This is a genomic window from Nocardia sp. NPDC058480 (genome assembly GCF_042720495.1).
Taxonomy (GTDB): domain Bacteria; phylum Actinomycetota; class Actinomycetes; order Mycobacteriales; family Mycobacteriaceae; genus Nocardia.
In genome coordinates, this window is record NZ_JBHXMN010000003.1 from 454,363 (window position 1) to 478,599 (window position 24,237).

Genomic DNA, 24,237 nt, shown 5'->3' on the forward strand with positions numbered 1-24,237 from the left:
GTAGTGGGTCGGGAGGGATCGTAGCGGCCATCGATGGCGCCGGGTAGCCTCGGTCGCGGAGCCAACCCGAGCCCTCTAGGAGCCAACGGTATGAGTCGTCCGGTGCGTATCGGAGTCCAGCTTCAGCCCCAGCATGCGCCCGATTACGGGCTCATTCGCGATGCCGTATTGCGGGCCGAGGACGCCGGAGTCGACATTGTCTTCAACTGGGATCACTTCTTCCCGCTCACCGGTGACCCCGCGGGCGCGCATTTCGAGTGCTGGACGATGCTCGGTGCCTGGGCGGAGCAGACCGAGCGGGTCGAGCTCGGCGCATTGGTGACCGGCGGCGGCTACCGCAATCCCGACCTGCTCGCCGATATGGCGCGCACGGTGGACAACATCAGCGGCGGCAGGCTGATCCTCAGCATCGGCGCGGGCTGGTTCGAGCGTGACTACGACGAATACGGCTACGAGTTCGGCACACCGGGCAGCAGACTGAAACTGTTGAAGGACAGCATGTCTCGCATCACCGCCCGGCTCGCGAAGCTGAATCCGCCACCGGTCAGGGAGATCCCGATCCTGATCGGCGGCGGCGGTGAGCGCAAAACGCTGCGGCTGGTCGCCGAGTACGCCGACATCTGGCATTCCTTCGCCGACGCGGCGACCCTGGTGCACAAGAACAAGGTCCTGGCCGAGCACGCGGCCGACGTCGGCACCGATGAGTCAAGAATCGAACGCTCGGTGCCGTGGCGGGGGCGCGACGGCGCGAAGGCGCTGCACGACGCCGGTGCCACCCTGTTCACCGTCGGTGTCTCCGGTCCCGACTACGACCTCACCCCGGTGCACCACGCCATCGAATGGCGAGATGACGTGAACCCCTCGCTGCTCGAGGGCCTCGCATAAGCCCTGACCACCCCGTGGCGCCGCGATGCGCAACCTTCGATGTGCAAGGTTGCGACTAGGGTCTATCGGCATGGCAGGTGTACGAACTCGGGCGCGGATCGCTGCCCTCTTGCTCCTCGTCGGTGTCGCGGCGACCGGTTGCGGTGGCTCCGACAGCAGCTCGGCGCGCGATCTCTGTTCCCCACCCGGGCCGTCAGCTGCCGCCGCCGCACCGACCAATCTGGCCGCGGGCGAGACGGCGGGCGCCGACCGCTACACCACCGCGACAACGGCACCGGTCGACTCGATCGACACCGCGAAACTCGGTCTGCTCAACCCGGGCACCCTGAGCGTCGGCACCCTGTCCGACGCGCCGCCGAGCATCTGCGTCAACGGGCAGGGCGTCTTCACCGGCTTCGACAATGAACTTCTCACCGCGATCGGCGCGAAACTCGGTCTGCGCGTAGAGTTCTCCGGCACCGAGTTCGCCGGTCTGCTCGCCCAGGTGGCGGGCAAGCGCTTCGATGTGGGTTCGTCCAACATCACCACCACCGATGCCCGCCGCGAACTCGTCGGCTTCACCAACGGCTACGACTTCGGCTACTTCTCCCTGGTCGTCCCGCAGGGCAGCGCGGTGAAGGGCTTCGGCGACCTGAACCAGAGCTCGCGCATCGCGGTGGTGCAGGGCACCGTGCAGGACGAATTCGTGGTGAACCAGCTGAAGCTGGATCCGGTGAAGTTCCCCGACTACAACACCGCCTACGCGAACCTGAAGTCCGGCCAGGTCGACGCCTGGGTCGCACCGTCGGCGCAAGCCGAGGGCGCGATCAAGCCCGGCGACGGAATCGTGGTCTCGCAGAACACCTTCAGCCTCGACAACTTCGTCGGCTACGCGGTGGCCGAGAACAACCAGCCCCTGATCGACGCGCTCAATTCCGGCTTGGACGCGGTGATCGCCGACGGCACCTACGCCCGCCTCTACGCCGACTGGGTGCCACGCGAACTGCCGCCGGGCTGGAAGCCCGGTTCGAAAGCCGCACCCACACCCCAACTTCCGGACTTCAATGCGCTCGCGGCCGAGAATCAGCCTGCCGATACCGAACAGGTCGCACAGAAGTCGACCATGCAACAGCTGAAGGACACCTTCTTCGACTGGTCGTTGTACCGCAAGGCGTTTCCCGATCTGATCAAGACCGGTCTGCCGAATACTCTGATCCTGGCAGTGGTTTCGGGTGTCCTCGGCACCGTGATCGGCATGCTGCTCGCGGTGATGGGTATTTCCCGCACCCGCTGGTTGCGCTGGCCGGCCCGCGTCTACACCGACATCTTCCGTGGCCTGCCCGCCGTGGTGATCATCCTGCTCATCGGCCTCGGCATCGGTCCGGTGGTCCGCAATATCACCGGCGGTAACCCGTACTGGCTCGGCGCGGTGGCGCTGGCCCTGCTCTCGTCGGCCTATATCGGCGAGATCTTCCGCTCGGGCATCCAGTCGGTGGAGCCCGGTCAGCTCGAAGCCGCGCGCGCCATCGGTTTCGGGTACCGCCAGTCGATGACGCTGGTGGTGATCCCGCAGGGCGTGCGCCGGGTGCTGCCCGCGCTGATGAACCAGTTCATCGCGCTGATCAAGGACTCGTCGCTGATCTACTTCCTCGGCCTGCTCGCCTCCCAGCGTGAGCTGTTCGCCGTCGGCCGCGACCTCAATGCCCAGACCGGCAATCTGTCCCCGCTGGTCGCCGCGGGCCTGATGTATCTGGTGCTCACCATCCCGCTCACCCACCTGGTGAACTACATCGACCAGCGCATGCGCACCGGCAAACCCACTCCCGCCGACCCGATCGAGCAGGCAGTCATCACAGAAGGGCGAGGGGCATGAGTGCATCGCTGACCGGCACCGGGCTCAACTTGACGCTCGGCAACAACCACATCCTGCGCGGTGTCGATATCCACGTCGAGGCAGGCCACGCCACCACCGTCATCGGCCCGTCGGGCTCGGGTAAATCGACCCTGCTGCGCGTGCTCAACCGCCTGCACGAACCCGATTCCGGTGACGTGCTCCTCGACGGCAAGTCGGTGCTCGAAGACAACCCCGACAAGCTGCGCCAGCGCATCGGCATGGTCTTCCAGCAGTTCAACCTGTTCCCGCACAAGACCGTCGCCGACAACATCGTCCTCGGCCCCCGCAAACTGCGCGGCCTGTCCGCCGACGAGGCCCGCGCGCTGGCGATCGAGCAGCTCGAGATCGTCGGCCTGGCCGATAAGGCCGACGCCAGGCCCGCTTCACTGTCGGGCGGCCAGCAGCAGCGCGTGGCCATCGCCCGCGCGCTGGCCATGAAACCGGAGCTGATGTTCTTCGACGAGGCCACCTCCGCGCTGGACCCGGAGCTGGTCAAGGGCGTGCTCGCGCTGATGGCCGAGCTCGCCGCCGGTGGCATGTCGATGATCGTGGTGACCCACGAGATGGGCTTCGCCCGCGAGGTCTCCGACAGTGTCGTGTTCATGGATCAGGGCGTCGTCGTGGAGACCGGCACCCCCGACGCCCTGTTCGACGACGCCAAGACCCCACGCCTGCGCCGCTTCCTCGATCAGGTCCTCTGACCAGGTAAGGGGCCTCGCAGCAACGCATGCGCAACTGCTAATGTCAGAAGTGCTTGGAGCTCCATTCGATCAGTACCGGACCGTGTTCCGGGAAACCGGAAAGAGAGAGCCGATGACCACCACGCACGCCGAACATCCGCAGCACACCCACGTCCACGGGCCCACTTGCGGCCACGTCGCGGTTCCGCACGAGGACCACGTCGACTACGTCCACGACGGCCATCTGCACCGCGAACACGAGGGCCATTTCGACGAGTGCGAGAGCTCAGCACACGTCGAGCACACCGCCCACACCCACGAGCACGGCCCCGGCTGCGGGCACGTCGCCGTCCCGCACGGCGACCACGTCGACTACATCCACGACGGTCACCGCCACGCAGCCCACGCGGACCACTACGACGACCATTAACCACTGGGTCCGACCCCGCCTCGGGCGGGGTCGGCTGCCCGTATTACCTCTGGCTCGACGATCGATCGGTTCCCCGGATACTGTCTGTGCCCTGCGGCCTGCGTCACGCCTGCCGATTCATGGATGGGGAATTTTCGGCCGATGGGCAAAACATTCAGGCGCACACTGACTTTCGGTGTCGTTGGCAGCGTGCTGGCCGCGTGCGTCACCACCTTCGGCGCGGGCAGCGGCCTGGCCGACGGGCGCGATCCGATCATCGAAACCAAGAAGCTCCTCGCGACGCCGACCACCGCGAACGGCTCGAACATCATCTCGAGCAGGGTCGATGATCGAAATCTGACCATGTTGGTCTTCTCCGCCGCGATGAACAAGCCCGTTACCGTGAAGGTGCAGCGCCCCAAGGACGCCTCTGTGCCGCGCCCGGCGCTCTACCTCCTCAACGGCGCCGGTGGCGGCGAGGACCGCGCAACCTGGTGGCAGAACACCGATGTCGGCGATTTCCTCGCGACCAAGGACGTCAATGTGGTGATGCCGATCGGCGGCGCCTGGGCGTACTACACCGACTGGCAGCGAGACGACCCCGCGCTGGGCCGCAACAAATGGCGTACCTTCCTCCTCGACGAACTCCCACCCCTGGTCGACGCGGCCCTTGGCACCAACGGCGTCAACGCCATCGCCGCCAATTCGATGACCGCCACGGCCGTCCTGCAATTGGCGCAGGCCAGGCCGGGCTTCTACCAGTCCGTCGCCGGCTACAGCGGCTGTGCGCAGATCTCGGACCCGATCGGTAAGCAGTTCACCAAGTTGGTCGTGGAAACCTACGGTGGGGGCGATGTCAGCAATATGTACGGTGCCGACGACGACCCTGCCTGGGTGGCCAACGACCCCGTCGTTCACGCTGAGAAGCTGCGTGGCACAAGGCTGTTCGTCTCGGATGCCTCCGGTCTGCCCGGCCCGCACGACCGCGTCGACGACCCGTACATGATGAATCCGACACCGTTCGGCCTGGCCAATCAGCTCGTCGTCGGCGGCGTCATCGAGGCGGCGGTCAACTGGTGCACCCGCAATCTCGAGTCCCGGCTTGCCGAGTTGGGGATTCCCGCGACCTTCGACCGTCAACCGAGCGGCACGCACTCCTGGGGCTACTGGCGAGACGCGTTCTACCGGTCGTGGCCGGTGCTCGCCGCGGGATTGGGACTTCCCGAATAGCCGTGCGCCGGTCAGCCGGTGACGGTGGCGAAGGCGGACCACAGCAGGGGTGAGTTCTCCGGTGTCGGGGCGTCTCGCCAGGCGGCCAGTCGCGACCTTTGCCAGGTCAGCAGGGTGGGGATGGGTGTGGGTGAATCGTGGGCGGTGTCCACGGCGCAGATGGCCGATTGCAGGGGGTAGGTCGTGGTGGGGGTGAGGGTGTGGAAGGCGTGGTCGGTGGGGAGGGGCCAGCGGGTGGCCGTCACCAGTTCCGCGCCCGCTGCCATGGCGGCGGTGGTGAGGCCGAGGGCCTCGGTGAAGCGCAGGTCGCCGCCGCTTTCGCAGGCGATGAGGGCGACGCGGCTCGGCATCGGCCAGAGGTCGCGGCCCGATGTCGGGGCCGGGTCGATGGAGTGGGTGCCGAGTAGGAGGTCTTTGGCCGAGAGGGGGCGGTGGGTGCGGTTGGTCGCCGCGAAGCCGCGGGTGTCGGTGGTGCAGCTGAGGTGGAGTTCGGCGTGTTCGCTCTGGCCGGATTCCGGTGCGGGGGCGGTGACATGGCCGACGTAGACGAGTCGGCTCGCACCTGCCCGGAGAACTTCGGACAGCCAGACGCGGTCGGTGTCGGCGCGACGGAACAGCTCAACAGGATTGTCGACGCGGGGGACTACGCGATCGCCGTAGCGGTCGAAATGCTGGGCCACCAGAGATTCCCCGCTCGGTCGGCCGAGCACCGATCCGAGCTCTGAGTCGGCGCGGAATCCGGGTACCCGAGGATCTAGTACCGCGACCACCGGTAGATCGCGAGTGTCATTCCAGTGGCGCACGATTCGCTGCGGTGCGTGCACCACCGACACCGGCGCGAGCAGGCTCACGTCGGCGATATCGAGCAGCCGGATCGCGGGATCGGGGGCGATGATCTCCCACGGCACCTGCGCCAGCCGCGGCGAAGGCTGAATCCGCAGATGCGGCCGAATCCCGCGCTGCGAGAGTTCGTGGAGCTGCACAGCCAATCCATACGGCAACAGGGTGCGTGACAATGCCTGCGCCAGAGTGCTTTCCGCAGTTGGGTCGACCAGTGCGCCCTCGGTCATCACGCGCCGCAGATCCTCGGACCGGGTGGGATCGGGCACCGCCCCGGCCAGCATCCGCAATGTCTTACGCACCTGATCGCGTGGCAGCGTCGCTACTCCGCGTGCGAGCACATCGTCGACCCATCGCCACGACACGTAGACATCGCCCGCGTCAGCCATTCTGACGAGCGCGGTCGGTGTGTTCGGGGCAGGTGGTTGGGCGATCACAGCGCGACTACCCGTTGGTCGCGGACCGCGCGGCGGTACCGTTGTTCGGCGTAGGTGATGAAGTCCGCCAGCACTATTCGATCGCCGTCGGCGAGTCGAGGCGGGAGTGCGACAGGGATTCCCGCCGCTGCCGCCACGTTGGCGAGTGCGGCACCGAGTTGTAGTGCGGGCGTGGTTATCTGCTCGGCCGGGATGGGATCGAGTAGTTCGAAATCAAGGCTGGGTGTGTCCGCGTCGGTGTAGGCGGCCAGGTCGAGAGTCGTTCCAGCGCACTGGGTATCGATCAAGTCGCTGACCAGTTGGCCGTTGCCGGAGCGGGCGGCGCAGTGGAAGGCCAGGCGCATGGCCGGTTCGGCGACAGTGCGGTGCCAGTGTGCACGCTGGTTGCCGTTGGGGAGGGTGTGGCGGACGGCGTCGATGGCGAGGGCGGCCGGGACCGACAGGGAGACCGCGCGGGCCAGGAGCGCCGGATCCGGTTGTGCTGCTCGGTCGATCGAGGCGCAGAGGAGTTCGGCGTGCCAGTAGTCGAGTTGGGCACAGTGCAGCCCGAGCCCGTGGTCGGCGTAGACCGAGAACGACGCGTCGAGTAGCTCTTCGGCGACAGCGAGATCATCTTCCGCACCGGCGAGGGTGGCCAGGCGCAGTCGAACGTCCGCCGCGTCCACCACCGCGCCGGTGGCGTCGAACCGTTCCAGCGCGCGCTCGTAATGGCGACGCGCCGTGGTGAAGTCCTCCCGGCGTTCGGCAAGAAAGCCCATTGTCTTGGCCCCGATCCCGGACCAATGTCCCAATTCCCCGGCCTCGAAGAACTCCTGACTGGCCAGCAAGGGCTCTTCTGCCTCGTCGAAACGCCCCGCACGCACCAGCATGGTGGCCAGATTCTGCCGCGACTCGGCCACTGAGGCCTCCTCGCCCGCTGCGGCGAAAGCGGCCACCCCCTGCCGGGCGAAGTCGATGGCCAGTTCCCATCGCCCGGTTTCGAACGAGCAGGCGGCCAGGTTCATCAACGGGTGACCGGCCAGCTCCGGCGCGAAACGTGCTGTCACACCGAGAGAGTCGCCTGCCAACTCACCGGCCCGCGCCCACTGCTGCCGGTGCAGCGCTACCGCTGTCAGCGACAGCAGGCACGCCACCCGCAACAGCCCCTGATCGGTACTGTCGGCAAGCAGCGCGCGCGCCTCCTCGAGCACATCCTGCGCGGCATCGAACTCGCCCAGGTGCTGGAAAGCCTGCGACAAATTCACCAACGCCGCAGGTCGCTGATGCGCGGCGTCTTCGGGCATCTCAGCGAGTGCCGTCCGGAACAGCACCACCGACCGCCGGTGATCCCCGAGCTCATCGGCCATACTCGCGGCATTGATCAGCGCCGCGCTCCGCAACCGCGGTGCCGCACCGTCGGCCGCCTGCTCGAAGATCTCCAGCGCCGCGACCACATCGCCACGCTGATACGCCGCGTACCCCGCGGTGAGCTGCGCATCGTCTTGGTCCGACGTTCTACCTGTTGCTGCCATCTATCTGCTCCTGATCCGCGTGGGGTGCACACTTTTCGCTGAATGAGCAGCGCAGGTTTCGCGGTCGAGGTGCAGTCCGCCCGCAGGCATCAGAAGTCCTCGTCCGATTCGGCTGCGGACGTTTCGGCGCTCAGGCGTGGGTCGCCGGTGGGTTCGGTGAGGCGCAGCCGGGCGAACCGGCGGATTCGATCGCGAGCCGCCGACTCGTCCACCGGGTCGGCCGGACCGACACCCGGGACGAAAACGATGATCTCAGGCGGTATTTCAGGTGTACCGAGGATTCGCACCGCTCCCGTCCAGGAGTCTCCGCTCAGGCGTAATGGCGTAGTGAACTCTGCGTCGGCGTACGTCGATGGCGCCGCTGGGTTGTGCCCCGCGCGTGCGGGTTGCGCGTCGGCCGACCGCACCCACGCGTACGGGCGAAGATGTTCGGGGATAATGCCCCGACAATCCGGCGCGGCAACGACACTGACCCGCACCGTCGATACCCCGGCCGCCCGCGTCACCTGCCACGACACCGCGTTCTCGCCCGCGTCGAGAATGCCGGGCGGACAACGCCGCCAGTCCCAGCCCAAGCTACCCCGCGCGACGATCAGCCCGTCGGCCGTATCCGCGCCGCCGGCCGCCAACGCGTAATCCGCGGCACGACCGCGTGATCGACCGATCGATGCGGAATCGCCATCGAGTCCGAGGCGGTCCGATATCCCGAAGTCACCCGATGACCCCGGCATCGATCCACGAATCCCCGACCCGCCCCCCGGAGCTGCGCCGCCGGAGGTCTCCTCTGCTTCGCGGCCTACGTAGGGCCCCACCGCACTGGATCGCTCGTCGAACATCATCTCGCACCGCTCGGTGAGCACCTCGATCTCCTCGAGCAGCAGCCGCGGATTCAGGGCCGCAATCCCGTCGACAGTCGACGCGGGCCACCATCGACTTGCCCAGTGCGCGTAAGCAAGTCGACGGAGTGCTGCCACCGTCTCCGGCTGAGCAGGCGAGGCTGCCAGTGCTCGGGGATTGTTGTCAGCGACGGCCACGGCGACTTGCTCGCCGTACACCGCCCACACCCAATCATGTGCCGCCGCAACATCATCGAGCACCGCCGCCGGCACCATCCCGCCATCGAGCAGGCTCCAAGTCAGGTGTCCCCCAATAACTTCGAGCACCAGCACATCGAGCCCTGGCGCGCCATCGGTCACCAGTGGCGCCCCCTCGGGAGCGATGACGAGCAGGCCCGGGTCCGCATGGCGCAGATGGACGACAGTCATCAGCTGGCCCTCGCTTCCGCAACGGCCGCGGCGTCGGCGGTCAGCGCCTGTTTGACCCGCGCGCGGTGATCCAGCATCACCGACCGGGCGACACCATCGAGCAGATCCCACAGCTCACCGGGCTCGTAAATCGGCATCTCCCGTACATCCCGCCCGTGCAATCGCACCCACAACCGGCGCAGATACGGCCGCCACGGGGTGCGCAACTCGGCCGCGACCGCCGCCAGCGGATCTACCCCGTCGACCACATGCACCGCATACCGCCGCGCCTGCAGCACATACCCTTCTCGCCGCCACCGGCTGTTGACCACGTGGTGCGCACGGGAGGTCATCGCGCCAGGCTCGACCACCTGGTGCGAGTCCGCCTTCCGCGGTTCGTCGCCGCGGGATTCGATCGAAGTCGGTGATGCGCCGGAGTTTTCCGACCTGCCCGGGGCGACTTCGTCGAGCATCGGTGAGAGACCGAGCGCCAGTTCACAACCCGCTGCAGCGGCAACCCGCAACGATTCATCCAGCAACCCCCACGGCGAACAACTGCGCGAGATCTCACGCGTCACCAGCTCTGGAATCTCGGGCAGGTCGGTCCGATCGAGACTGCCCTGCAACACCGTGAACACCCGCTCGTAGACGGTTCGGTCGAACGGCAGTCCGAGATTCGAGGTCGACGCGGACGCGCCCAGTTCGGGTCGCTGAGGGCTCGAATGCGTGGTGAGTCCCAGGTGATCGGCACCGTCGGCTGGATGCTCCAGCCACAGGGCGATCCCGCGATGGGTGCCGGCACGGTCGTCGACGATGTCATCGAACAGCGGCCCGGCATCTGCCGGATCCCCTGCGCGGGCCAGCGTGCACGCTTCGAGCAACTCGGTCAGTTCGGCGGCCAGATCACGAGCGCCGTAGGGCGCGAGAGGCCGTCGCGCCCAGGCGACCTCCAGCAGCTCGGCCAGCTCGGCCGCTCGATGTGGCGCGGTCACATAGCTTTTCAGGGCGGCGGTGGTGCGCCCGCCCGTGCTCTCGTGGACTTCTCGCAAGGTCGCCTCGGCCCGCGCTCGTCCGTCACCCGTCGGAGCGCCCCACACGGTCGCGAGTTCGAAGCAGCGCTGGAAGTACAGATCCTGTGCGTTCCCCTCGGTGATCCGCAGCGCCCGCCGTGCCTGCTTCATGACCACAAACCACGCCGCACATGCCCGCAGCGCATCGGAGCGCGCGTGCACGAGCGCGGTGAGCAACGTGATCCCGTCCTCATCGAGCACGCTCGAGGCCAACACCGGGTGCTGCATCGGCCGAAGCACCAGCGGATCCAGAATCAACTTCACGGTCCGCCGCAACGGTCCGCCATCGGCCCCACTCAACGCGTCGACACCGTCGAGCCCCCGCCACACCTCATCGAGCACCATGGCGCGCGGTCTCCGCATCCGACCAGGTTATAGGTATTTTCGGCGGTCGGTGCGGCGGTTGCGAAGCCTGAAAGTTGGGATCGGTAGGCGGCGCGGGATTTCTACCTTTCTCTCAACGGGTTATCAACCCGCCGATACCGAGTGAAACGGAACCATCATGAACACCAAGCTGATCGCCGCCCTCGCCGCTTCCGCCGCCGCCACCGCGCTGTTCGTCACCGGTTGCAGCGACGACGCGGGTACCGCCTCCCCGAGCACGCCCGGATCGGCGGCGCCCGCCCCGGCCGCGGGTAAGTCCACCGCCAGCGTCGACGGCAAGGACTTCACCGCGAAGTTCGACACCACCTGCGCCAAGCAGGGCGGCACCCTCGCCCTCGCGCTCACCGACATGGCCAACGCCACCTACGGCAGCCTCTCGGTCAGCGCGTCGGTCGAAGGCGAGAAGGTCCAGGCGGTCGCCATCGGCGGTAGCCAGGGCGGCGCCAACGGCCTGCCCTACGCCGTCGGCTACGGCAACGGCCAGCCCGGCGGCTCCGCGACGCTGGCCAAGGACGGCAACACCTACCGCATCACCGGCGAGGGCATCAGCGCCGACATGACCAACCCGCTGGCGGGTCCGTCGACGGTCGAGTTCGACATCACCTTCGCCTGCTCCACCATCGTCGGCGCCTGACCTCATCTGCGACCCGGGCACACACCGCAGTTCTCGGCGCGCCTCCGCCTCTGGACTGACCGGAGGGTGCGACGAAGGAGTGCCCGGAGGGAGGGAAGAGGCGGAGTTAAGCGCCGAGAACCGCGGCACCAGCCGCAATTAGACAAGGAGAAATCATGAAATCCAAGCTGCGTGCGGCCGCGGTCGCCTTCGGAATCCTCGCCATCGGCTACTACCTCTACTACGGAATCACCTACACCCCTGACGAATACACCGGCACGATGCTCGGCTGGGTCGGTCCCCAGATGGCCCTGCCGATCATCGCGTTCACCATCGTCCCGATCGTCTTCGCCTTCACCGGCGACGGCATTCTCCAAGCCTTCACCGGCCGCAACAGCAGCGAGTTCCGCGACGCCGCCGTTGGTATCGGCACCATTACCTCGTTCCGTCAGACCGGTGTCTCGGTGAACGACCAACCCCAGGTCAAGATCGCCTTCCGGGTCGAAGGCGCCGATGGGAAGGTCTTCGATTCGCACGCCAAGATGATTGTCCCGCTCACCGAACTGGCACTGCTCCAGCCGGGCGTAGTCCTGCCGGTCCGGTATCTCCCTGGCCGCACCGACAAGGTCGAGGTCGACCGCTCCGGCGACAACGGCGCCGCCCAGCGGGCGATGAACGAATCGCTCATCCGCAAGGGCATCACCACCCGCGGCAAGCTCGACATCGCCGAACGCGGGCTGGCCGCCCAGGCGGTGGTCCGCAGCCTCGACGTCCCCGGTCGCATCCGCGGCGGCTACACCGAGATCGCGCTCGGCCTGGTGGTAACCCGGCCCGACGGCACAACTTTCGAGACCCGCGCCGAGAAGTACCTGCCCCCGTCGGCGGTCGGGGCGGTGCAGGTGGGCCGGATCGTGGCTGTGCACTACCTGCCCGGCAACGAGCAGGAGGTGGTGATCTCCCTTCCGGTCAACGCCTGATGACAACCTCATACGCGCTCGGCGCGTGCTATCGCTGATCCATCCGTGATCGGTCACAGCGCGCGCCGAGTTTTGGTCATCCGTTCATCTACGCGTTCCCGATGGCTCGCTTGGGCTGCTTACGGTGCCCGAAGTCCGTTCTACTCAGGAGTCACCGTGAGTCCGAAACCGCTCGCCCTGTTCGTCAAGCACGACGGTCAGTCGGCACGCGCCGCCCTGACCTGTGAATACAAGTGCGGCAACGCCTGCTTCCACGAGGTGCCCAACACCTCCGGCGGTGAGTACTTCGGTGACATCGTCGCCGGGCTCAACCGTCGTGGCCTGATCAAGGGCGGCGCCGCCGTCGTGCTCGGAGTCGGCGCGGTGAGCGTGCTGGCCGCCTGTGGCGACGACAGCTCCGGCACCGGCTCGAGCCCCACCGGCTCGCCCGGCACCGGCACCGGTTTCACCGCCGTCGCGCCGAACAAGGAAGACGCGCTGGTCATTCCGGCGGGCTACGAGCAGTCGGTGCTGATCCGCTGGGGTGACGCGGTCATCGAAGGCGCACCGGCGTTCGACTTCGACAAGCAGACTGCCGCTGCCGCGGCCAAGCAGTTCGGTTACAACTGCGACTTCGCCGGTCTGCTGCCGATCGAGGGCCAGGCAGACAAGTACCTGCTGGTCGTGAGCCATGAGTACAGCACCGAGCCGATGATGTTCCGCGGCTACAAGAAGGACGCGCCGACCCGTGAGCAGTTCGACATCGCGCTGGCCTCGCACGGCCTCAGCGTCGTCGAGGTGCACGGGCAGTCCGGCTCGGGCCAGCTGAAACCCGCGTTCGGCAAGTACAACCGGCGGATCACCGCGACCACCGAGTTCGAGGTCAAGGGTCCGGCCGCGGGTAGTGCGCTGCTGAAGACCAAGGCCGACCCGACCGGCACCAAGGTGCTCGGTACCCTGAACAACTGCTCTGGCGGTGTAACCCCTTGGGGCACCGTGCTTTCGGGCGAAGAGAACTTCAACCAGTACTTCGGCAACGCCGCGAGCGTCACCGAACCCGCCGCCGCGGCGCGCCTGAAGCGCTACGGCATCGAGGGCGCGGCTTCCGAGCGCAAGTGGGAGAGCTTCGACCCGCGCTTCGATGTCGCGGCCGAACCCAACGAGGTCAACCGTTTCGGTTACGTCGTCGAGGTCAACCCGTGGGACGCGAGCTCGGCTCCGGTCAAGCACACCTCGCTCGGCCGGTTCAAGCACGAGGCCGCCACCATCCACGTGACCGGCGACGGCAGCGTCGTGGCCTACAGCGGTGACGACGAGCGTTTCGACTACATGTACAAGTTCGTCTCCACCAAGAAGGTGCAGCCGGGCGTCGGCGCGTCGAGCATGCGCCACAACATGACCATCCTCGACGAGGGCACCCTGTACGTCGCCAAGCTGACCGGCGATCACGCCGCCGAGATCGACGGCTCCGGCAAGGTTCCCAACGGCGGCTTCACCGGCAAGGGCCAGTGGATTCCGCTGCTGGAGACCGGTGCCGACGGCAAGGGCAAGTCCCTGGTCGACGGGATGTCCGCCGAAGAGGTCGCGGTGTTCACCCGCCAGGCCGGTGACAAGGTCGGCGCCACCAAGATGGACCGTCCCGAGGACTTCGAGACCAACCCGAAGACCGGCAAGGTCTATGTCGCGCTGACCAACAACTCCAACCGCGGCGCCGACGGCAAGCCGGGTGTGGACGAGGCCAACCCGCGCAAGCTGAACAAGAACGGCCAGGTCCTCGAGCTCACCGACAACCACACCGGCACCGACTTCACCTGGACCCTGCTGCTGGTCTGCGGTGACCCCACCACCGCCGACACCTACTTCAGCGGCTTCGACAAGTCCAAGGTCAGCCCCATCTCCTGCCCGGACAACCTGGCCTTCGATCCGTACGGCAACCTGTGGATCTCCACCGACGGCAACGCGCTGAAGTCCAACGACGGCCTGTTCTCGGTGGTCCTCGACGGCCCCAACCGCGGTGAGACCAAGCAGTTCCTCACCGTCCCCCGCGGTGGCGAAACCTGCGGCCCGATCATCACCGAGAAGCAGGTCATCGTCTGCGTGCAGCACCCCGGTGAGTCCGACGATGCTTCCATCGACAAGCCGCTGTCGAACTGGCCCGACGGTGGCACTGCCCAACCCCGCCCCTCGGTCGCGGTGGTCTGGAAGAAGAACGGCGGTCGTATCGGCGTCTAGCCGACCACCGATCCGCTGATGAAACCGCTACTCGGCTGGGCGAGTAGCGGTTTCGTCATTTCACGGTCGATCTCGGGGCGGCGCCGGTCGCCCGAACAGCACTTATCGCTTTTGTGGGCAATCACAATCTGCTCTGCCTTTTGTAACACGTGTCACTTGCGTGGGTAGGCTGCGGCAGATTGCTGCCACAGGTGCAGCGGGTTAGTGGGGCTTTGAAATGCGCGCATGGGTCAACAGTGTTGTTGTGGCGCTCGGTACGGTTTTCGCGCTGGCGGCAGGGCCTGCCGCAGCGCAACCGCAGGAACCTGCGACGGGGCCGCTGCCGGTGCCTTTCGATCTGGGGGCCGGCATCCTGCCCGCCGGCCTGTTTCCCGCCCAGGCACCGCCGGGCGCCAACGACTGGAACTGCCGACCCAGCGCCGAGCATCCGAATCCGGTTGTGCTGGTGAACTCCACGTCGACGTCGCAGGCGATCGCGTTTCAGGCCGGGGCGCCCTACCTGAAGAACAACGGCTACTGCGTGTTCACCTTCAACTACGGCAACCTGGCCTGGCTGCCCGGCCAGATCCCGTTGCAGGCTTTCGGTGACATCCGAAGTTCGGCGCGCGAGTTGGCCGTCATGGTCGACCGGGTGCGCGCGGCTACCGGCGTCGAGAAGGTGGACCTGGTCGGCCACTCCCAAGGCGGCGGAATCATGCCGCTGTACTACCTCAACGTGCTCGGCGGTGACGCCAAGGTCGACAAGATGGTCGGTATCTCGCCCAGCAATCACGGCACCACGTTGAGCACGATCGCGTTCCTGCGCAGTTTCATCCCGCCGGTGGGGTGGTGGATCTACGACGGTCTCGGCGCTGTCGCACCCGCGCTGACCCAGCAGGCGATCGGCGACGGATTGTCGGCGGAGATCTACGGCAACGGTGACACGCGCCCCGGCGTCACCTACACCACGATCGTCACCAAATACGACCAGATCGTGACCCCGTACGACCAGCAGTACCTTTCCGGTCCGAACGTCACCAATATCACCCTTCAGGACGGGTGCTCGATCGACATGTCAGAGCATCTGGCGACCATGTACAGCGAACGAGCGTGGCGCTTCGTGCTCAACGCGCTCTCGCCGAGCACGGCCACTCCGGTGCCGTGTATGGCCGTGAGCCCGTACTTCCCCAACGTTCGCTGACAACCTAGCTGCTGCCGAACAATCCCGACATGTTGGCGAAGCGGGCCAGGTCGCCCTGGGCTCCGCTGTAGATGTTGACGTCGGTGGCGCCGCCGATGCCGGGGACGGCGCCGCGGTCGGTGGTTTGCCAGAAGGTCCAGGTGGGCCAGTTGCCGGGGACTTCGGGCTGGTCGTTGCCGCTGTAGTCGGCGATCCAGAGCGGGTATCCGGTGAAGACGCTGGTGTCGGCCATCGCGGTCTTCCAGAAGTTCGGATACGTGTAGATGATCGGGGTGCGGCCGGTGAGGATTTGCAGTGCGTCGAGGTAGCGGTGGGTCCAGTCGATGAGGTCGGCGGGGGCGAGGCCGCCGGAGGTTTCCAGGTCGAGCACCGGTGGGAGGTCGAGGGGGCCGTTCTGGCCGAGGACCGTCGCCGCGTACATCGCGGCCTGCGGTTCGGGCGGCAGTTCGGGGCGGGCGAAATGGTAGGTGCCGCGCGCCACCCCGGCGGTTCGCATCAGAATGCTGTCCTGCACGAAGTACGGATTGACGTAGTGCAGGCCCTCGGTGGCCTTCACCATCGCGAACTGATGTCCGGCCGCGCGCACCGCGTGCCAGTCGATCATCCGGCCGTCCACATGCTGCCAGGACGACACATCCGGCCCGCTGGGCTCCGCCTGCGCGGTGGCGGGGAGCGCGCAGGCCAGGGCGACGAGCACAACACAACCGCGAACCGTCGAACTCCAGCGCTTGGTGTCCATGGTCGTCGACCGTAGTGGCTTGTTGCTGGTGTGACCAGTGGTGCTGGTGGGTGTCTGTGAATAGTTACCGTGTCGGTCCGAGCCCGTATCTTGGTGCGGACATCGGCTGACAGGGAGTGGTAGGCATGGCGCGCAAGCGTGAGGTGCGGTTCGAGCCTGCGGTGGCGAAGCCGGGGTCGTTGCGCCCGGCGGTCTCGCCCGGCGACGACCCGATCGACGAGCTGAGCGTGACCGACGTCGAATATCGCGACGCGGATTTCGCCGAGCTGCACGTCTCCGGCGTGAGCGTCGAAGCTTGCCTGTTCGACAGCGTTCGATTTCCGAGCACCCTGCGCCACAGCACCATCGCCGAATCCACGCTGCGTGTCTGCGATCTGGCCAACGTGCAGGCCGACGATTCCTCGATGATCGAAACCCTGATCGAACACGGTCGTCTCACCGGATTGTCCTGGACCGCAGGTGTTCTCCGCGATGTGCTGATCGAGTCCACGCGCGCCGACCTGTCCTCCTTCGCCCAATCACGGATGCGCACAGTGGTTTTCCGTGACTGCGACCTACGCCAAGCCGACTTCCAGGGCACCGAGTTCCGCAATGTCCGCTTCGAACGCTGCAACCTCGTCGGTGCCCGCTTCACCGGCGCGCGCATCCAGCAGAACCTCCGCTTCGAAGACTGCGACCTCACCGGCATCTACGGCATCACCGCGTTGCGCGGTGCCACCATCAACGGCGGCGACCCGGAAGGGCTGGCGTCGACGCTCGCGCGCGAACTCGGCATCACCGTCGAATGGCACACCGACGTCGGCGAGAACTAGCCGAGCCAATCGAGAACCGAAGCGGCGGTCCATGATTGCTGCATGCTGCCGAGCGGAGCGCCGGTGAACGGCTCGTAGTACTCGGCGAAACTGCCGTCGCTGGCCTGGCGCAAACCTTCGGCGCGGAGCATATAGGAGCGCTCGGCCCAGCCTCGGCGGGCGAAGGCCCAGGAGAACAGCCAGCTCATCACCGGCCAGACCGGGCCGCGCCAGTATTCGCGGGGGCGGAAGTCTCCGGAAACGGGGGAGGTCGATGGGGGCAGGGCGTAGCGGAGGTCGGGGTGCCCGCAGAAGCGCGGGCCTTCGAAGGTGTTGAGGAGGGCGCGCTCGGCGTGGCGGGACAGCCCGCCCGAGATCAGCGGCGCGAACATGGCCAGGGTTTCGGTGCTGATCCAGCGTTGCAGGCGGACATCGTAATCCCGTGCGGCGCCGGTCCTTTCGTCGGTGGTAGCGATAACGCCCTGACGGAAGCGTTCGGCCCAGCCATGGAGTTCCCGGACGTCGGCGTGTGGTTGTTTGTACTCCTCGCCGATGTCGGCAAGCACCTCGCAGGCCAGCGCGAAGATCGCCGAGACGAACACGTCCTCCACGGCGAAACTCATCACCGAGGTGAGCTGGAAATCGTCGTAGTTCGCGCGCCGCATCTGTTCGACCAGCCACAGGTAGCGGTCGTATTCGCGGTCGCTCGGACGCTGGGTCGGGTCGGACACGATCGAGGTGTCCGCGCGGCGGTACGGCGGAAGATCTTTCCCCGGAACAACATTGGCGTAGGCGCGGTCCCAGCGCGGCGAGTTGTCCATCCCGGATTCCCAGCCGTGGTACAGCGTGACCCGCCCGGTTTCCTTGGGGTCGCGGGCATGCGCGAGCCAGCGGTGCCAGCGCACCAGATCCGGCCAGCGCCGGTTCAGGAATTCCTCGGCGACCGCGCGGGTGGAGCGGCCGTGCCTGCGGGAATGGTCGAGGATGCGCTGCACGGCGATGGCGTGCACCGGCGGCTGGGTGATGCCGGAGGTGTCGGGTCCATCGGGTGCGTTCGCGGCCAGCTTGCGACACTCCCAGCGCGCGGGCCCGGGGAAATACCCGTCGACACCGTTGGCGAACACGATGTGCGGGATCATCCCGTTCTTCCACTGCGCCGACAGCAGCGTGTCGAGCTCGACCACGGCCCGCTCCACGCTCAACGGCGCCAGCCCGACCGCGACGAACGCCGCGTCCCAGCTCCACATGTGTGGGTAGAGGCGGGGCGCGGCGCTGGTCATCGTGCCCAGGTCGTTGCCGCGCAGGAGGTAGGCGGCGCGGGCCGCGAGCTGCGTCGGGGTGAAACCTGGGTCGGTCATCTCTCTATTCTGCGGCGGAGCAGGCCCCAAGGCATCTCGGCGCAGTGTGACGATCAGTACCCGGCTTGACGTGGCGTGTTCTGGGCGGCCGATCCGACCGAGCTGAGCATGGTGGTGATGCACAGGCCGACCACCAGGTTGATCGCCGCGGTCGCGATCTTGGCGTCCAGATCGGCGACCAGCGTGAACGGCAGAATCACCGCGACGGCGGTGAGGAGCAGGCAGATCCAGGTGAAGAAGGTGAGCGGGCTCGGCATGGCCAGCAGCAGCACCATCAGCAGGGCCGTCGCCAGCAGCGCGGCGCCCGCGGCGGCGATGGCGTAGGAGGTGGTGGAGACGGTGCCGTACGCACCCGCGCCTTCCGGCGACAGGATCGAAATGCCGAGCACCCCGCGGATCAGCATGATCGCGACGACCACCAGCAATGCGGCAACAGCGGCCGTGCCGATACCGCCCGCCCAGAGCTTGCCCACATTGACATTGGGTTTGGGCTCTCCCTGGTGGGGATACTGCGGCTGACCCGGGTGCTGGGGGTGCTGCGGGTTGTCTGGTCCGTAGTTGTACCGGGGATCGGTCATAGTCAGACGGTACTAGTCGGTGCTGTCATCCGCGCGGGGAAACGGCCAGGGTGTCGAGATCTCCGGGCCCGCTAGCGTGGGAAGTATGACGGTGACCAGTACGCCCGCCCAGACCGCTCTCATCACCGGCGCGAGCCGTGGACTCGGTGCCGCGATCGCCCGCGAACTCGCGCCCACCCACGACCTGTTGCTCGGCGCCCGCTCCGCCGACGCGCTGAAGCCGATCCTCACCGAGCTGCCCGATGCGACGGGCTGGCCGGTCGCGCTCACCGACTACCCCGCCGTGGCGGCGGCCGCCGAACGGATCTCGCGGCTCGATGTCCTCGTTCACAACGCGGGTGTCGCTGACCTCGGTACGGTCGCCGAGTCCTCGGTCGAGCAGTGGCGCGAAACTCTCGAGGTCAATCTGATCGCCGTCGCCGAGCTGACCCGGGTGTTGCTGCCCGCGTTGCGCGCCGCGAACGGACATGTGGTGCTGATCAATTCGGGTGCGGGGCTGCGCGCGCACCCCGGTTGGGGTTCCTACGCGGCGAGCAAGTTCGGGCTGCGTGCCCTCGCCGACGCGCTGCGTCAAGAGGAGCCCTCGCTGCGGGTGACCTCGCTGTTCCCCGGCCGCATCGACACCGATATGCAGCGCGCGATCGTTGCCGGCGAGGGGCGCGAGTACCGGCCGGAGGAATTTCTCACCGCCGAGACGGTGGCCGGTGCTGTGCGAACCGCCGTCGACACACCGCGTGACGGGCATCCGACCGAGATCGTGCTGCGTCCTCGCTGAGAGAGACCATGCGATTGGGTATGGTCGCCGATAGCTGCGTCCAGGGGGTCGACGCTGGAGTTCGCGCAGAGGTATCCGCCGGTTCAGGTGCTCGATGGATTCGGTGGGTACCGTCCCGCTGATTTGATCGTGCCCTGGCTCGCGGCGAGGTGCACCTGGTTCGAATAGGGGTCGTAAGTGGACAGACGTCGAATGCTGGCGATGTTGGCCGCGGGTACCGCCGTGGCGCTGACCGGCTGCGCGACCGCCGAAGGCGAGGCCGTCGAGGCCGGGTCCGCCGGTGAGATCCCCACGCCGCCGCCCGTTCCCACCCCCGCGCGGCCACTGCTCCCGCCCCCGCCGGGCGGCCCGAAGTCGATCATTCCCCCGAAACCCATCACCGCGCTCCCAGGTCAGGGTCTTTCCATGGCACTGACCGTCGATGACGGAGCCAGTCCCGAAGTCGTTGGCGCCTATGTGAAATGGGCGAGGGACACCGGCGCCCGCTTCACCTTCTTCGTCACCGGATACTACGAATCCTGGACCATCCACCGCGAGGCGCTGCGCCCGCTGGTGGACTCGGGCCAGATCCAGCTCGGCAACCACACCTGGGACCACGCCGCCTTGACCAAGATCGGCACCACGGCGGTCGCCGACCAGCTCAGCCGCACGAAAACCTTCCTGCGCAACAACTTCGGCGTCGACGGCACCCCGTTCTATCGTCCGCCGTTCGGCTATCACAACGCCACCGTAGACAAGGTGGCCGCCGACCTCGGCTACACCGTTCCCACCATGTGGTACGGCTCGCTCTCCGACTCAGGCCTCATCACCGAGGAATACCTGATCGAATGCGCCTACAAATACTTCGCCGCCCAGTCGATCATCATCGGCCATGCCAACTTCCCCCCGGTCACCCATTGCTACGGGCAATTGGTCGACATCATCAAGGAACGCAATTTGTCGTTGGTGACGTTGAACGACGTCCTGCAAGTGCAAGCCTGAGGGCCGGTTGTCTCACCAACTGCGTGCTAGCACGCAGGGATTTCCGGCGTCAGCACGGACGCGGACACAGTCCTTACCTTCGTATGTTTTCCCTACGAGCAAAGAAGCGCCGAGACTTCGGCACTATCTCAAGGAGAAGGCATCATGAACAAGAATATTGTGCGCGCGGCGATCGCGGCAGCGGCTATCGTGCCAATGGTCGCACTGGGGGCCGGGACTGCGGCGGCAGTACCCATCGTGTCGCCTGGACCGGCTGGGGCGCCGATCGACGGACTTCAAGCAGACAGCGGCGGGGTAAACGCTTACACCTGTGTTTGGGTGGGCCCCGGAATCGGTTTCGGCTCGAATGCGCCCGCTGCCGGACCTGTAACTGGTCTCTTTTTCGGTCCGGGATTCGTCAACGGAATGTGCCTCGGTCCTTCCGGCATCGCGACCGGCATCGGTTTTGTCGAATGACAGCCGCCATGCCGCGCCCGGTCACCTTCGGGTGATTCGCGGACTCTTACCGGCGATTGCCCCGGCGATATGACTCTTGTCAGTGATCGTTCCGGGGCCTTCGTCGTCGGCGGTATCGCAGCTCAGGGGACGATATTGACCATCTTCCCCGGCACCACGATGATCTTGCGGGGCGCTTGACCCTCGAGCAGGGCGATGACCTTCTCGTCGGCCAGCGCGGCAGCCTCGATCGACGCGGGGTCGGCGTCGGCGGGGACCTGGATTCGGCTGCGCACCTTGCCTTTTACCTGGATCGGGTATTCCACCGAATCCGCGACCAGTAGTGCGGGGTCGGCGGCGGGGAAGGGGCCGTGAGCCAGGGAAGTGTTGTGGCCCAGGCGTTCCCAGAGTTCCTCGGCGATGTGGGGGGCCAGCGGAGCGAGCATCAGCACCAGGGGTTCCACCGCGGCGCGGGGTGCGCCGGTGGGGTAGTTCTTGGTGAGGTGGTTGGTGAGCTCGATCAGCTTCGCGCCCGCCGTATTATCGCGCAGGGCGGCCAGGTCTTCGTCGACACCGGCGATGGTGCGGTGCACCAGGCGCAGGGTTTCGTCCGACGGGGCGGCATCGGTGGCCTTCACCGTGCCGGTCTCCTCGTCGACCACCAGGCGCCAGACGCGCTGCAGGAAGCGGTGCGCGCCGACGACATCCTTGGTCGCCCACGGGCGCGAGGTGTCCAGCGGGCCCATCGACATCTCGTAGAAACGGAAGGTGTCGGCGCCGTACAGATCGCACATCTCGTCGGGCGAGATAGCGTTCTTCAGCGACTTGCCGATCTTGCCGTACTCCTGGGAGACCTCGATCTCGATGCCGTCGGCACCGGTCCAGAAGAACTTCGCGTCACGCTCGACGACCTCGGCGGCGGGCACGTACGCGCCACGGGAGTCCGTATACGCGTAAGCCTGCACCATGCCCTGGTTGTACAGGCGACGGTAGGGCTCGCTGCCGGACACATCGCCCAGGTCGAAGAGCACTTTCTGCCAGAAACGCGCGTACAGCAGGTGCAGCACCGCGTGCTCCACACCACCGATGTACAGGTCGACACCGCCCGGGTCGTTCGGGCCGTGCTCGGCTGTGCGCGGGCCGAGCCAGTACTGCTCGTTCTCCTCGGCGCAGAACGTCTCGGCGTTGGTCGGGTCGGCGTAGCGCAGCTGGTACCAGGAGGAACCGGCCCAGTTGGGCATGACATTGGTGTCGCGGCGGTACTGCTTGGGCCCGTCACCAAGATCCAGCTCGACATTGACCCAGTCGGTGGCCTTGGCCAGCGGCGGGGACGGCTCGGAGTTCGCGTCGTCGGCGTCGAAGGTGACCGGCGCGAAATCCTCCATCTCCGGAAGTTCCACGGGCAGCATGGATTCCGGCAGCGCGTGCGCCACGCCGTCGGCGTCGTAGACGATCGGGAACGGCTCGCCCCAGTACCGCTGACGCGCGAACAGCCAGTCGCGCAGCTTGTACTGGACAGTGCCGGTGCCGTGGCCCTCGGCTTCGAGGTGCCCGATCATGGTGGCCTTGGCCTCGTCGACCGAAAGTCCGTTCAGGAAGCCGGAATTCACCAGCTTGCCCTCGCCGGAGTGGACCGCTTCGGCGACGTTACCGCCGTCGATCACCTCGATGATCGGCAGTCCGAGTGTGGTCGCGAAATCCCAGTCGCGGTGGTCGTGGCCGGGCACCGCCATGATGGCGCCCGTGCCGTAGCCGCTCAGCACGTAGTCGGCGATGAAGATCGGCACCTGCGTGCCGTCGGCCGGGTTGGTGGCGTAGGAGCCGAGGAAGACGCCGGTCTTCTCCTTGTTCTCCTGACGTTCCAGATCCGACTTCGCCGCGATCGACTTGCGGTATGCGCCAACAGCTTCCGTGGGGGTGGCGCTGTCGTTGGTCCAGCGGGTGTCGGTGTCGGCGGGCCAGGCGTCGGCGGTCAGCTTGTCGACCAGCTCGTGCTCGGGGGCCAGCACGACATAGGTCGCGCCGAACAGGGTGTCGGGTCGGGTGGTGAACACCTCGATGGTCTCGCCATCCGCGTCGAACCGCACCTGTGCGCCACGCGAGCGCCCGATCCAGTTGCGCTGCATGGACTTCACGTTGTCCGGCCAGTCCAGCGTGTCCAGGTCGTCGACCAGGCGATCGGAGTAGGAGGTGATGCGCATCATCCACTGCCACATGCGCTTACGGAACACGGGGAAGTTCCCGCGCTCACTGCGTCCGTCGGAGGTGACCTCTTCGTTGGACAGCACCGTGCCGAGCCCGGGGCACCAGTTGACGATCGAATCCGACTGGTACACCAGGCGATACGAGTCGATCAGCGCGCCACGCTCGGCGGCCGACATGGTGGTCCAGGCACCGTCGGGAACCGGACGCGCGCCTGTGGCGAACTGCTCTTCCAGCTCGGCGATCGGGCGGGCGCGACCGGCTTCCTGGTCGTACCAGGCGTTGTAGATGCGCAGGAAGATCCACTGCGTCCACCGGTAGTACTCGGGATCGGTCGTGGCGAACGAGCGCCGCGGATCGTGGCCGAGGCCGAGCCGGTCCAGCTGACGCTGCATCGTCGCGATATTGGCCTCGGTGGTCACCCGCGGGTGCGCGCCGGTCTGCACGGCGTACTGCTCGGCGGGCAGACCGAAGGCGTCGTAGCCGAGCGCGTGCAGCACGTTGCGGCCGCGCATGCGGTGGTAGCGACCGAACACGTCGGTGGCGATATAGCCGAGCGGGTGGCCCACGTGCAGGCCCGCGCCCGAGGGGAACGGGAACATGTCCTGGATGAACAGCTTGTCGGGCGGCGTCTCGCCGGCCAGCGGTCCGACCGGGTTGGGCGCGTTGAACGTCCCGCGCTCGGTCCAGTTCTGCTGCCAGCGTCGCTCGATCCGCCCAGCCAGCTCGGCGTTGTACCGGTGCTGAGGTACGTCAGTCTCGGTTGCACGAGTGTCCTGCACGGTCCTGCCTTCTTGTTCTCGCCGATCCCCGGTAAACATCGTCTAACAGCGT

At 66.8% G+C, this 24,237-nt stretch carries 21 protein-coding genes; 13 read left to right on the forward strand and 8 right to left on the reverse strand.

Features of this window, described 5'->3' with window-relative positions; genetic code table 11:
* The first annotated feature begins 90 nt into the window (after positions 1-90).
* From ACFWO8_RS10915 to ACFWO8_RS10935, 5 genes are all read left to right on the forward strand, one after another.
* Positions 91-885, forward strand: a complete 795-nt coding sequence (locus ACFWO8_RS10915; RefSeq protein ID WP_378947674.1) for an LLM class F420-dependent oxidoreductase — start codon at positions 91-93, stop codon at positions 883-885.
* Between the two features lie 70 nt (positions 886-955).
* On the forward strand, positions 956-2,737 hold the full coding sequence (locus ACFWO8_RS10920; protein WP_378947677.1) for an ABC transporter substrate-binding protein/permease: 1,782 nt from the start codon (positions 956-958) through the stop codon (positions 2,735-2,737).
* Complete coding sequence (locus ACFWO8_RS10925; RefSeq protein ID WP_378947682.1) at positions 2,734-3,459, forward strand: amino acid ABC transporter ATP-binding protein; 726 nt, start codon at positions 2,734-2,736, stop codon at positions 3,457-3,459. Before ACFWO8_RS10920 ends, ACFWO8_RS10925 begins: the two co-directional genes overlap by 4 nt.
* Positions 3,460-3,571: 112 nt before the next feature.
* Positions 3,572-3,868, forward strand: a complete 297-nt coding sequence (locus ACFWO8_RS10930) for a hypothetical protein (protein ID WP_378947685.1) — start codon at positions 3,572-3,574, stop codon at positions 3,866-3,868.
* Positions 3,869-4,009: 141 nt separating this feature from the next.
* Entirely contained in the window at positions 4,010-5,077 is a 1,068-nt protein-coding gene (locus ACFWO8_RS10935) for an alpha/beta hydrolase (protein ID WP_378947688.1), read from the forward strand.
* Between the two features lie 11 nt (positions 5,078-5,088).
* Here ACFWO8_RS10935 and ACFWO8_RS10940 read toward each other — a convergent pair whose 3' ends face one another.
* The 4 genes from ACFWO8_RS10940 to ACFWO8_RS10955 all read right to left on the reverse strand — a co-directional run bounded on the left by ACFWO8_RS10940 (position 5,089) and on the right by ACFWO8_RS10955 (position 10,524).
* Positions 5,089-6,306: a CHAT domain-containing protein gene (locus ACFWO8_RS10940; RefSeq protein ID WP_378947691.1), complete on the reverse strand. Its 1,218-nt coding sequence runs from the start codon at positions 6,304-6,306 to the stop codon at positions 5,089-5,091.
* Between the two features lie 44 nt (positions 6,307-6,350).
* Positions 6,351-7,865 carry a tetratricopeptide repeat protein gene (locus ACFWO8_RS10945; RefSeq protein ID WP_378947694.1) on the reverse strand — a complete coding sequence of 505 codons (1,515 nt, stop codon included), beginning with the start codon at positions 7,863-7,865 and terminating at the stop codon, positions 6,351-6,353.
* A gap of 89 nt (positions 7,866-7,954) precedes the next feature.
* Complete coding sequence (locus ACFWO8_RS10950; protein ID WP_378947697.1) at positions 7,955-9,130, reverse strand: hypothetical protein; 1,176 nt, start codon at positions 9,128-9,130, stop codon at positions 7,955-7,957.
* Positions 9,130-10,524, reverse strand: coding sequence for a hypothetical protein (locus ACFWO8_RS10955; RefSeq protein WP_378948224.1), 1,395 nt, complete (start codon positions 10,522-10,524; stop codon positions 9,130-9,132). Before ACFWO8_RS10955 ends, ACFWO8_RS10950 begins: the two co-directional genes overlap by 1 nt.
* A 157-nt stretch (positions 10,525-10,681) precedes the next feature.
* On the opposite strand from ACFWO8_RS10955, the gene ACFWO8_RS10960 reads away from it, so the two are divergent.
* From ACFWO8_RS10960 to ACFWO8_RS10975, 4 genes are all read left to right on the forward strand, one after another.
* The gene (locus ACFWO8_RS10960) at positions 10,682-11,197 is read left to right on the forward strand and encodes a lipoprotein LpqH (RefSeq protein ID WP_378947701.1); all 516 of its coding nucleotides are present in this window, start codon (positions 10,682-10,684) and stop codon (positions 11,195-11,197) included.
* 155 nt (positions 11,198-11,352) lie between these two features.
* Positions 11,353-12,153, forward strand: a complete 801-nt coding sequence (locus ACFWO8_RS10965; RefSeq protein WP_378947704.1) for a hypothetical protein — start codon at positions 11,353-11,355, stop codon at positions 12,151-12,153.
* A gap of 156 nt (positions 12,154-12,309) precedes the next feature.
* Entirely contained in the window at positions 12,310-14,364 is a 2,055-nt protein-coding gene (locus tag ACFWO8_RS10970; protein ID WP_378947707.1) for a PhoX family protein, read from the forward strand.
* A gap of 244 nt (positions 14,365-14,608) precedes the next feature.
* Positions 14,609-15,544 (forward strand): esterase/lipase family protein, encoded by a 936-nt coding sequence (locus tag ACFWO8_RS10975; protein ID WP_378947712.1) that lies wholly within the window; start codon positions 14,609-14,611, stop codon positions 15,542-15,544.
* 4 nt (positions 15,545-15,548) lie between these two features.
* Here ACFWO8_RS10975 and ACFWO8_RS10980 read toward each other — a convergent pair whose 3' ends face one another.
* Positions 15,549-16,283, reverse strand: coding sequence for a glycoside hydrolase family 25 protein (locus tag ACFWO8_RS10980; RefSeq protein ID WP_378947716.1), 735 nt, complete (start codon positions 16,281-16,283; stop codon positions 15,549-15,551).
* Positions 16,284-16,408: 125 nt separating this feature from the next.
* Here ACFWO8_RS10980 and ACFWO8_RS10985 point away from each other — a divergent pair, with 125 nt between their 5' ends.
* The gene (locus ACFWO8_RS10985; protein ID WP_378947720.1) at positions 16,409-17,095 is read left to right on the forward strand and encodes a pentapeptide repeat-containing protein; all 687 of its coding nucleotides are present in this window, start codon (positions 16,409-16,411) and stop codon (positions 17,093-17,095) included.
* Here the strand turns inward: ACFWO8_RS10985 and ACFWO8_RS10990 are convergent.
* Together ACFWO8_RS10990 and ACFWO8_RS10995 are read right to left on the reverse strand one after the other, a co-directional pair.
* Positions 17,092-18,432 carry an amylo-alpha-1,6-glucosidase gene (locus ACFWO8_RS10990; protein WP_378947723.1) on the reverse strand — a complete coding sequence of 447 codons (1,341 nt, stop codon included), beginning with the start codon at positions 18,430-18,432 and terminating at the stop codon, positions 17,092-17,094. The genes ACFWO8_RS10985 and ACFWO8_RS10990 overlap by 4 nt on opposite strands.
* 53 nt (positions 18,433-18,485) lie before the next feature.
* Positions 18,486-19,010, reverse strand: coding sequence for a DUF6069 family protein (locus tag ACFWO8_RS10995; RefSeq protein WP_378947726.1), 525 nt, complete (start codon positions 19,008-19,010; stop codon positions 18,486-18,488).
* 85 nt (positions 19,011-19,095) lie between these two features.
* Between ACFWO8_RS10995 and ACFWO8_RS11000 the strand changes: the two genes are divergently transcribed.
* From ACFWO8_RS11000 to ACFWO8_RS11010, 3 genes are all read left to right on the forward strand, one after another.
* Positions 19,096-19,785, forward strand: a complete 690-nt coding sequence (locus tag ACFWO8_RS11000; RefSeq protein WP_378947729.1) for an SDR family oxidoreductase — start codon at positions 19,096-19,098, stop codon at positions 19,783-19,785.
* A 192-nt stretch (positions 19,786-19,977) separates the two neighbouring features.
* Entirely contained in the window at positions 19,978-20,766 is a 789-nt protein-coding gene (locus tag ACFWO8_RS11005; RefSeq protein WP_378948227.1) for a polysaccharide deacetylase family protein, read from the forward strand.
* Positions 20,767-20,910: 144 nt separating this feature from the next.
* Positions 20,911-21,222 carry a hypothetical protein gene (locus ACFWO8_RS11010; RefSeq protein ID WP_378947732.1) on the forward strand — a complete coding sequence of 104 codons (312 nt, stop codon included), beginning with the start codon at positions 20,911-20,913 and terminating at the stop codon, positions 21,220-21,222.
* Positions 21,223-21,344: 122 nt separating this feature from the next.
* On the opposite strand, the gene leuS is transcribed toward ACFWO8_RS11010, so the two are convergent.
* Positions 21,345-24,185 carry a leucine--tRNA ligase gene (gene leuS / locus ACFWO8_RS11015; RefSeq protein WP_378947735.1) on the reverse strand — a complete coding sequence of 947 codons (2,841 nt, stop codon included), beginning with the start codon at positions 24,183-24,185 and terminating at the stop codon, positions 21,345-21,347.
* Positions 24,186-24,237 lie beyond the last annotated feature (52 nt).

Coding starts and splice junctions, on each gene's coding strand:
- ACFWO8_RS10980 (WP_378947716.1), bottom strand. CDS start 16,283: ATGGACACCAAGCGCTGGAGTTCGACGGTTCGCGGTTGTGTTGTGCTC.
- ACFWO8_RS10935 (WP_378947688.1), top strand. CDS start 4,010: ATGGGCAAAACATTCAGGCGCACACTGACTTTCGGTGTCGTTGGCAGC.
- ACFWO8_RS11010 (WP_378947732.1), top strand. CDS start 20,911: ATGAACAAGAATATTGTGCGCGCGGCGATCGCGGCAGCGGCTATCGTG.
- ACFWO8_RS10960 (WP_378947701.1), top strand. CDS start 10,682: ATGAACACCAAGCTGATCGCCGCCCTCGCCGCTTCCGCCGCCGCCACC.
- ACFWO8_RS10940 (WP_378947691.1), bottom strand. CDS start 6,306: ATGGCTGACGCGGGCGATGTCTACGTGTCGTGGCGATGGGTCGACGAT.
- ACFWO8_RS10930 (WP_378947685.1), top strand. CDS start 3,572: ATGACCACCACGCACGCCGAACATCCGCAGCACACCCACGTCCACGGG.
- ACFWO8_RS11000 (WP_378947729.1), top strand. CDS start 19,096: ATGACGGTGACCAGTACGCCCGCCCAGACCGCTCTCATCACCGGCGCG.
- ACFWO8_RS10915 (WP_378947674.1), top strand. CDS start 91: ATGAGTCGTCCGGTGCGTATCGGAGTCCAGCTTCAGCCCCAGCATGCG.
- ACFWO8_RS10985 (WP_378947720.1), top strand. CDS start 16,409: ATGGCGCGCAAGCGTGAGGTGCGGTTCGAGCCTGCGGTGGCGAAGCCG.
- ACFWO8_RS10955 (WP_378948224.1), bottom strand. CDS start 10,524: ATGGTGCTCGATGAGGTGTGGCGGGGGCTCGACGGTGTCGACGCGTTG.
- ACFWO8_RS10990 (WP_378947723.1), bottom strand. CDS start 18,432: ATGACCGACCCAGGTTTCACCCCGACGCAGCTCGCGGCCCGCGCCGCC.
- ACFWO8_RS10950 (WP_378947697.1), bottom strand. CDS start 9,130: ATGACTGTCGTCCATCTGCGCCATGCGGACCCGGGCCTGCTCGTCATC.
- ACFWO8_RS11005 (WP_378948227.1), top strand. CDS start 19,978: ATGCTGGCGATGTTGGCCGCGGGTACCGCCGTGGCGCTGACCGGCTGC.
- ACFWO8_RS10920 (WP_378947677.1), top strand. CDS start 956: ATGGCAGGTGTACGAACTCGGGCGCGGATCGCTGCCCTCTTGCTCCTC.
- ACFWO8_RS10945 (WP_378947694.1), bottom strand. CDS start 7,865: ATGGCAGCAACAGGTAGAACGTCGGACCAAGACGATGCGCAGCTCACC.
- ACFWO8_RS10925 (WP_378947682.1), top strand. CDS start 2,734: ATGAGTGCATCGCTGACCGGCACCGGGCTCAACTTGACGCTCGGCAAC.
- ACFWO8_RS10995 (WP_378947726.1), bottom strand. CDS start 19,010: ATGACCGATCCCCGGTACAACTACGGACCAGACAACCCGCAGCACCCC.
- ACFWO8_RS10965 (WP_378947704.1), top strand. CDS start 11,353: ATGAAATCCAAGCTGCGTGCGGCCGCGGTCGCCTTCGGAATCCTCGCC.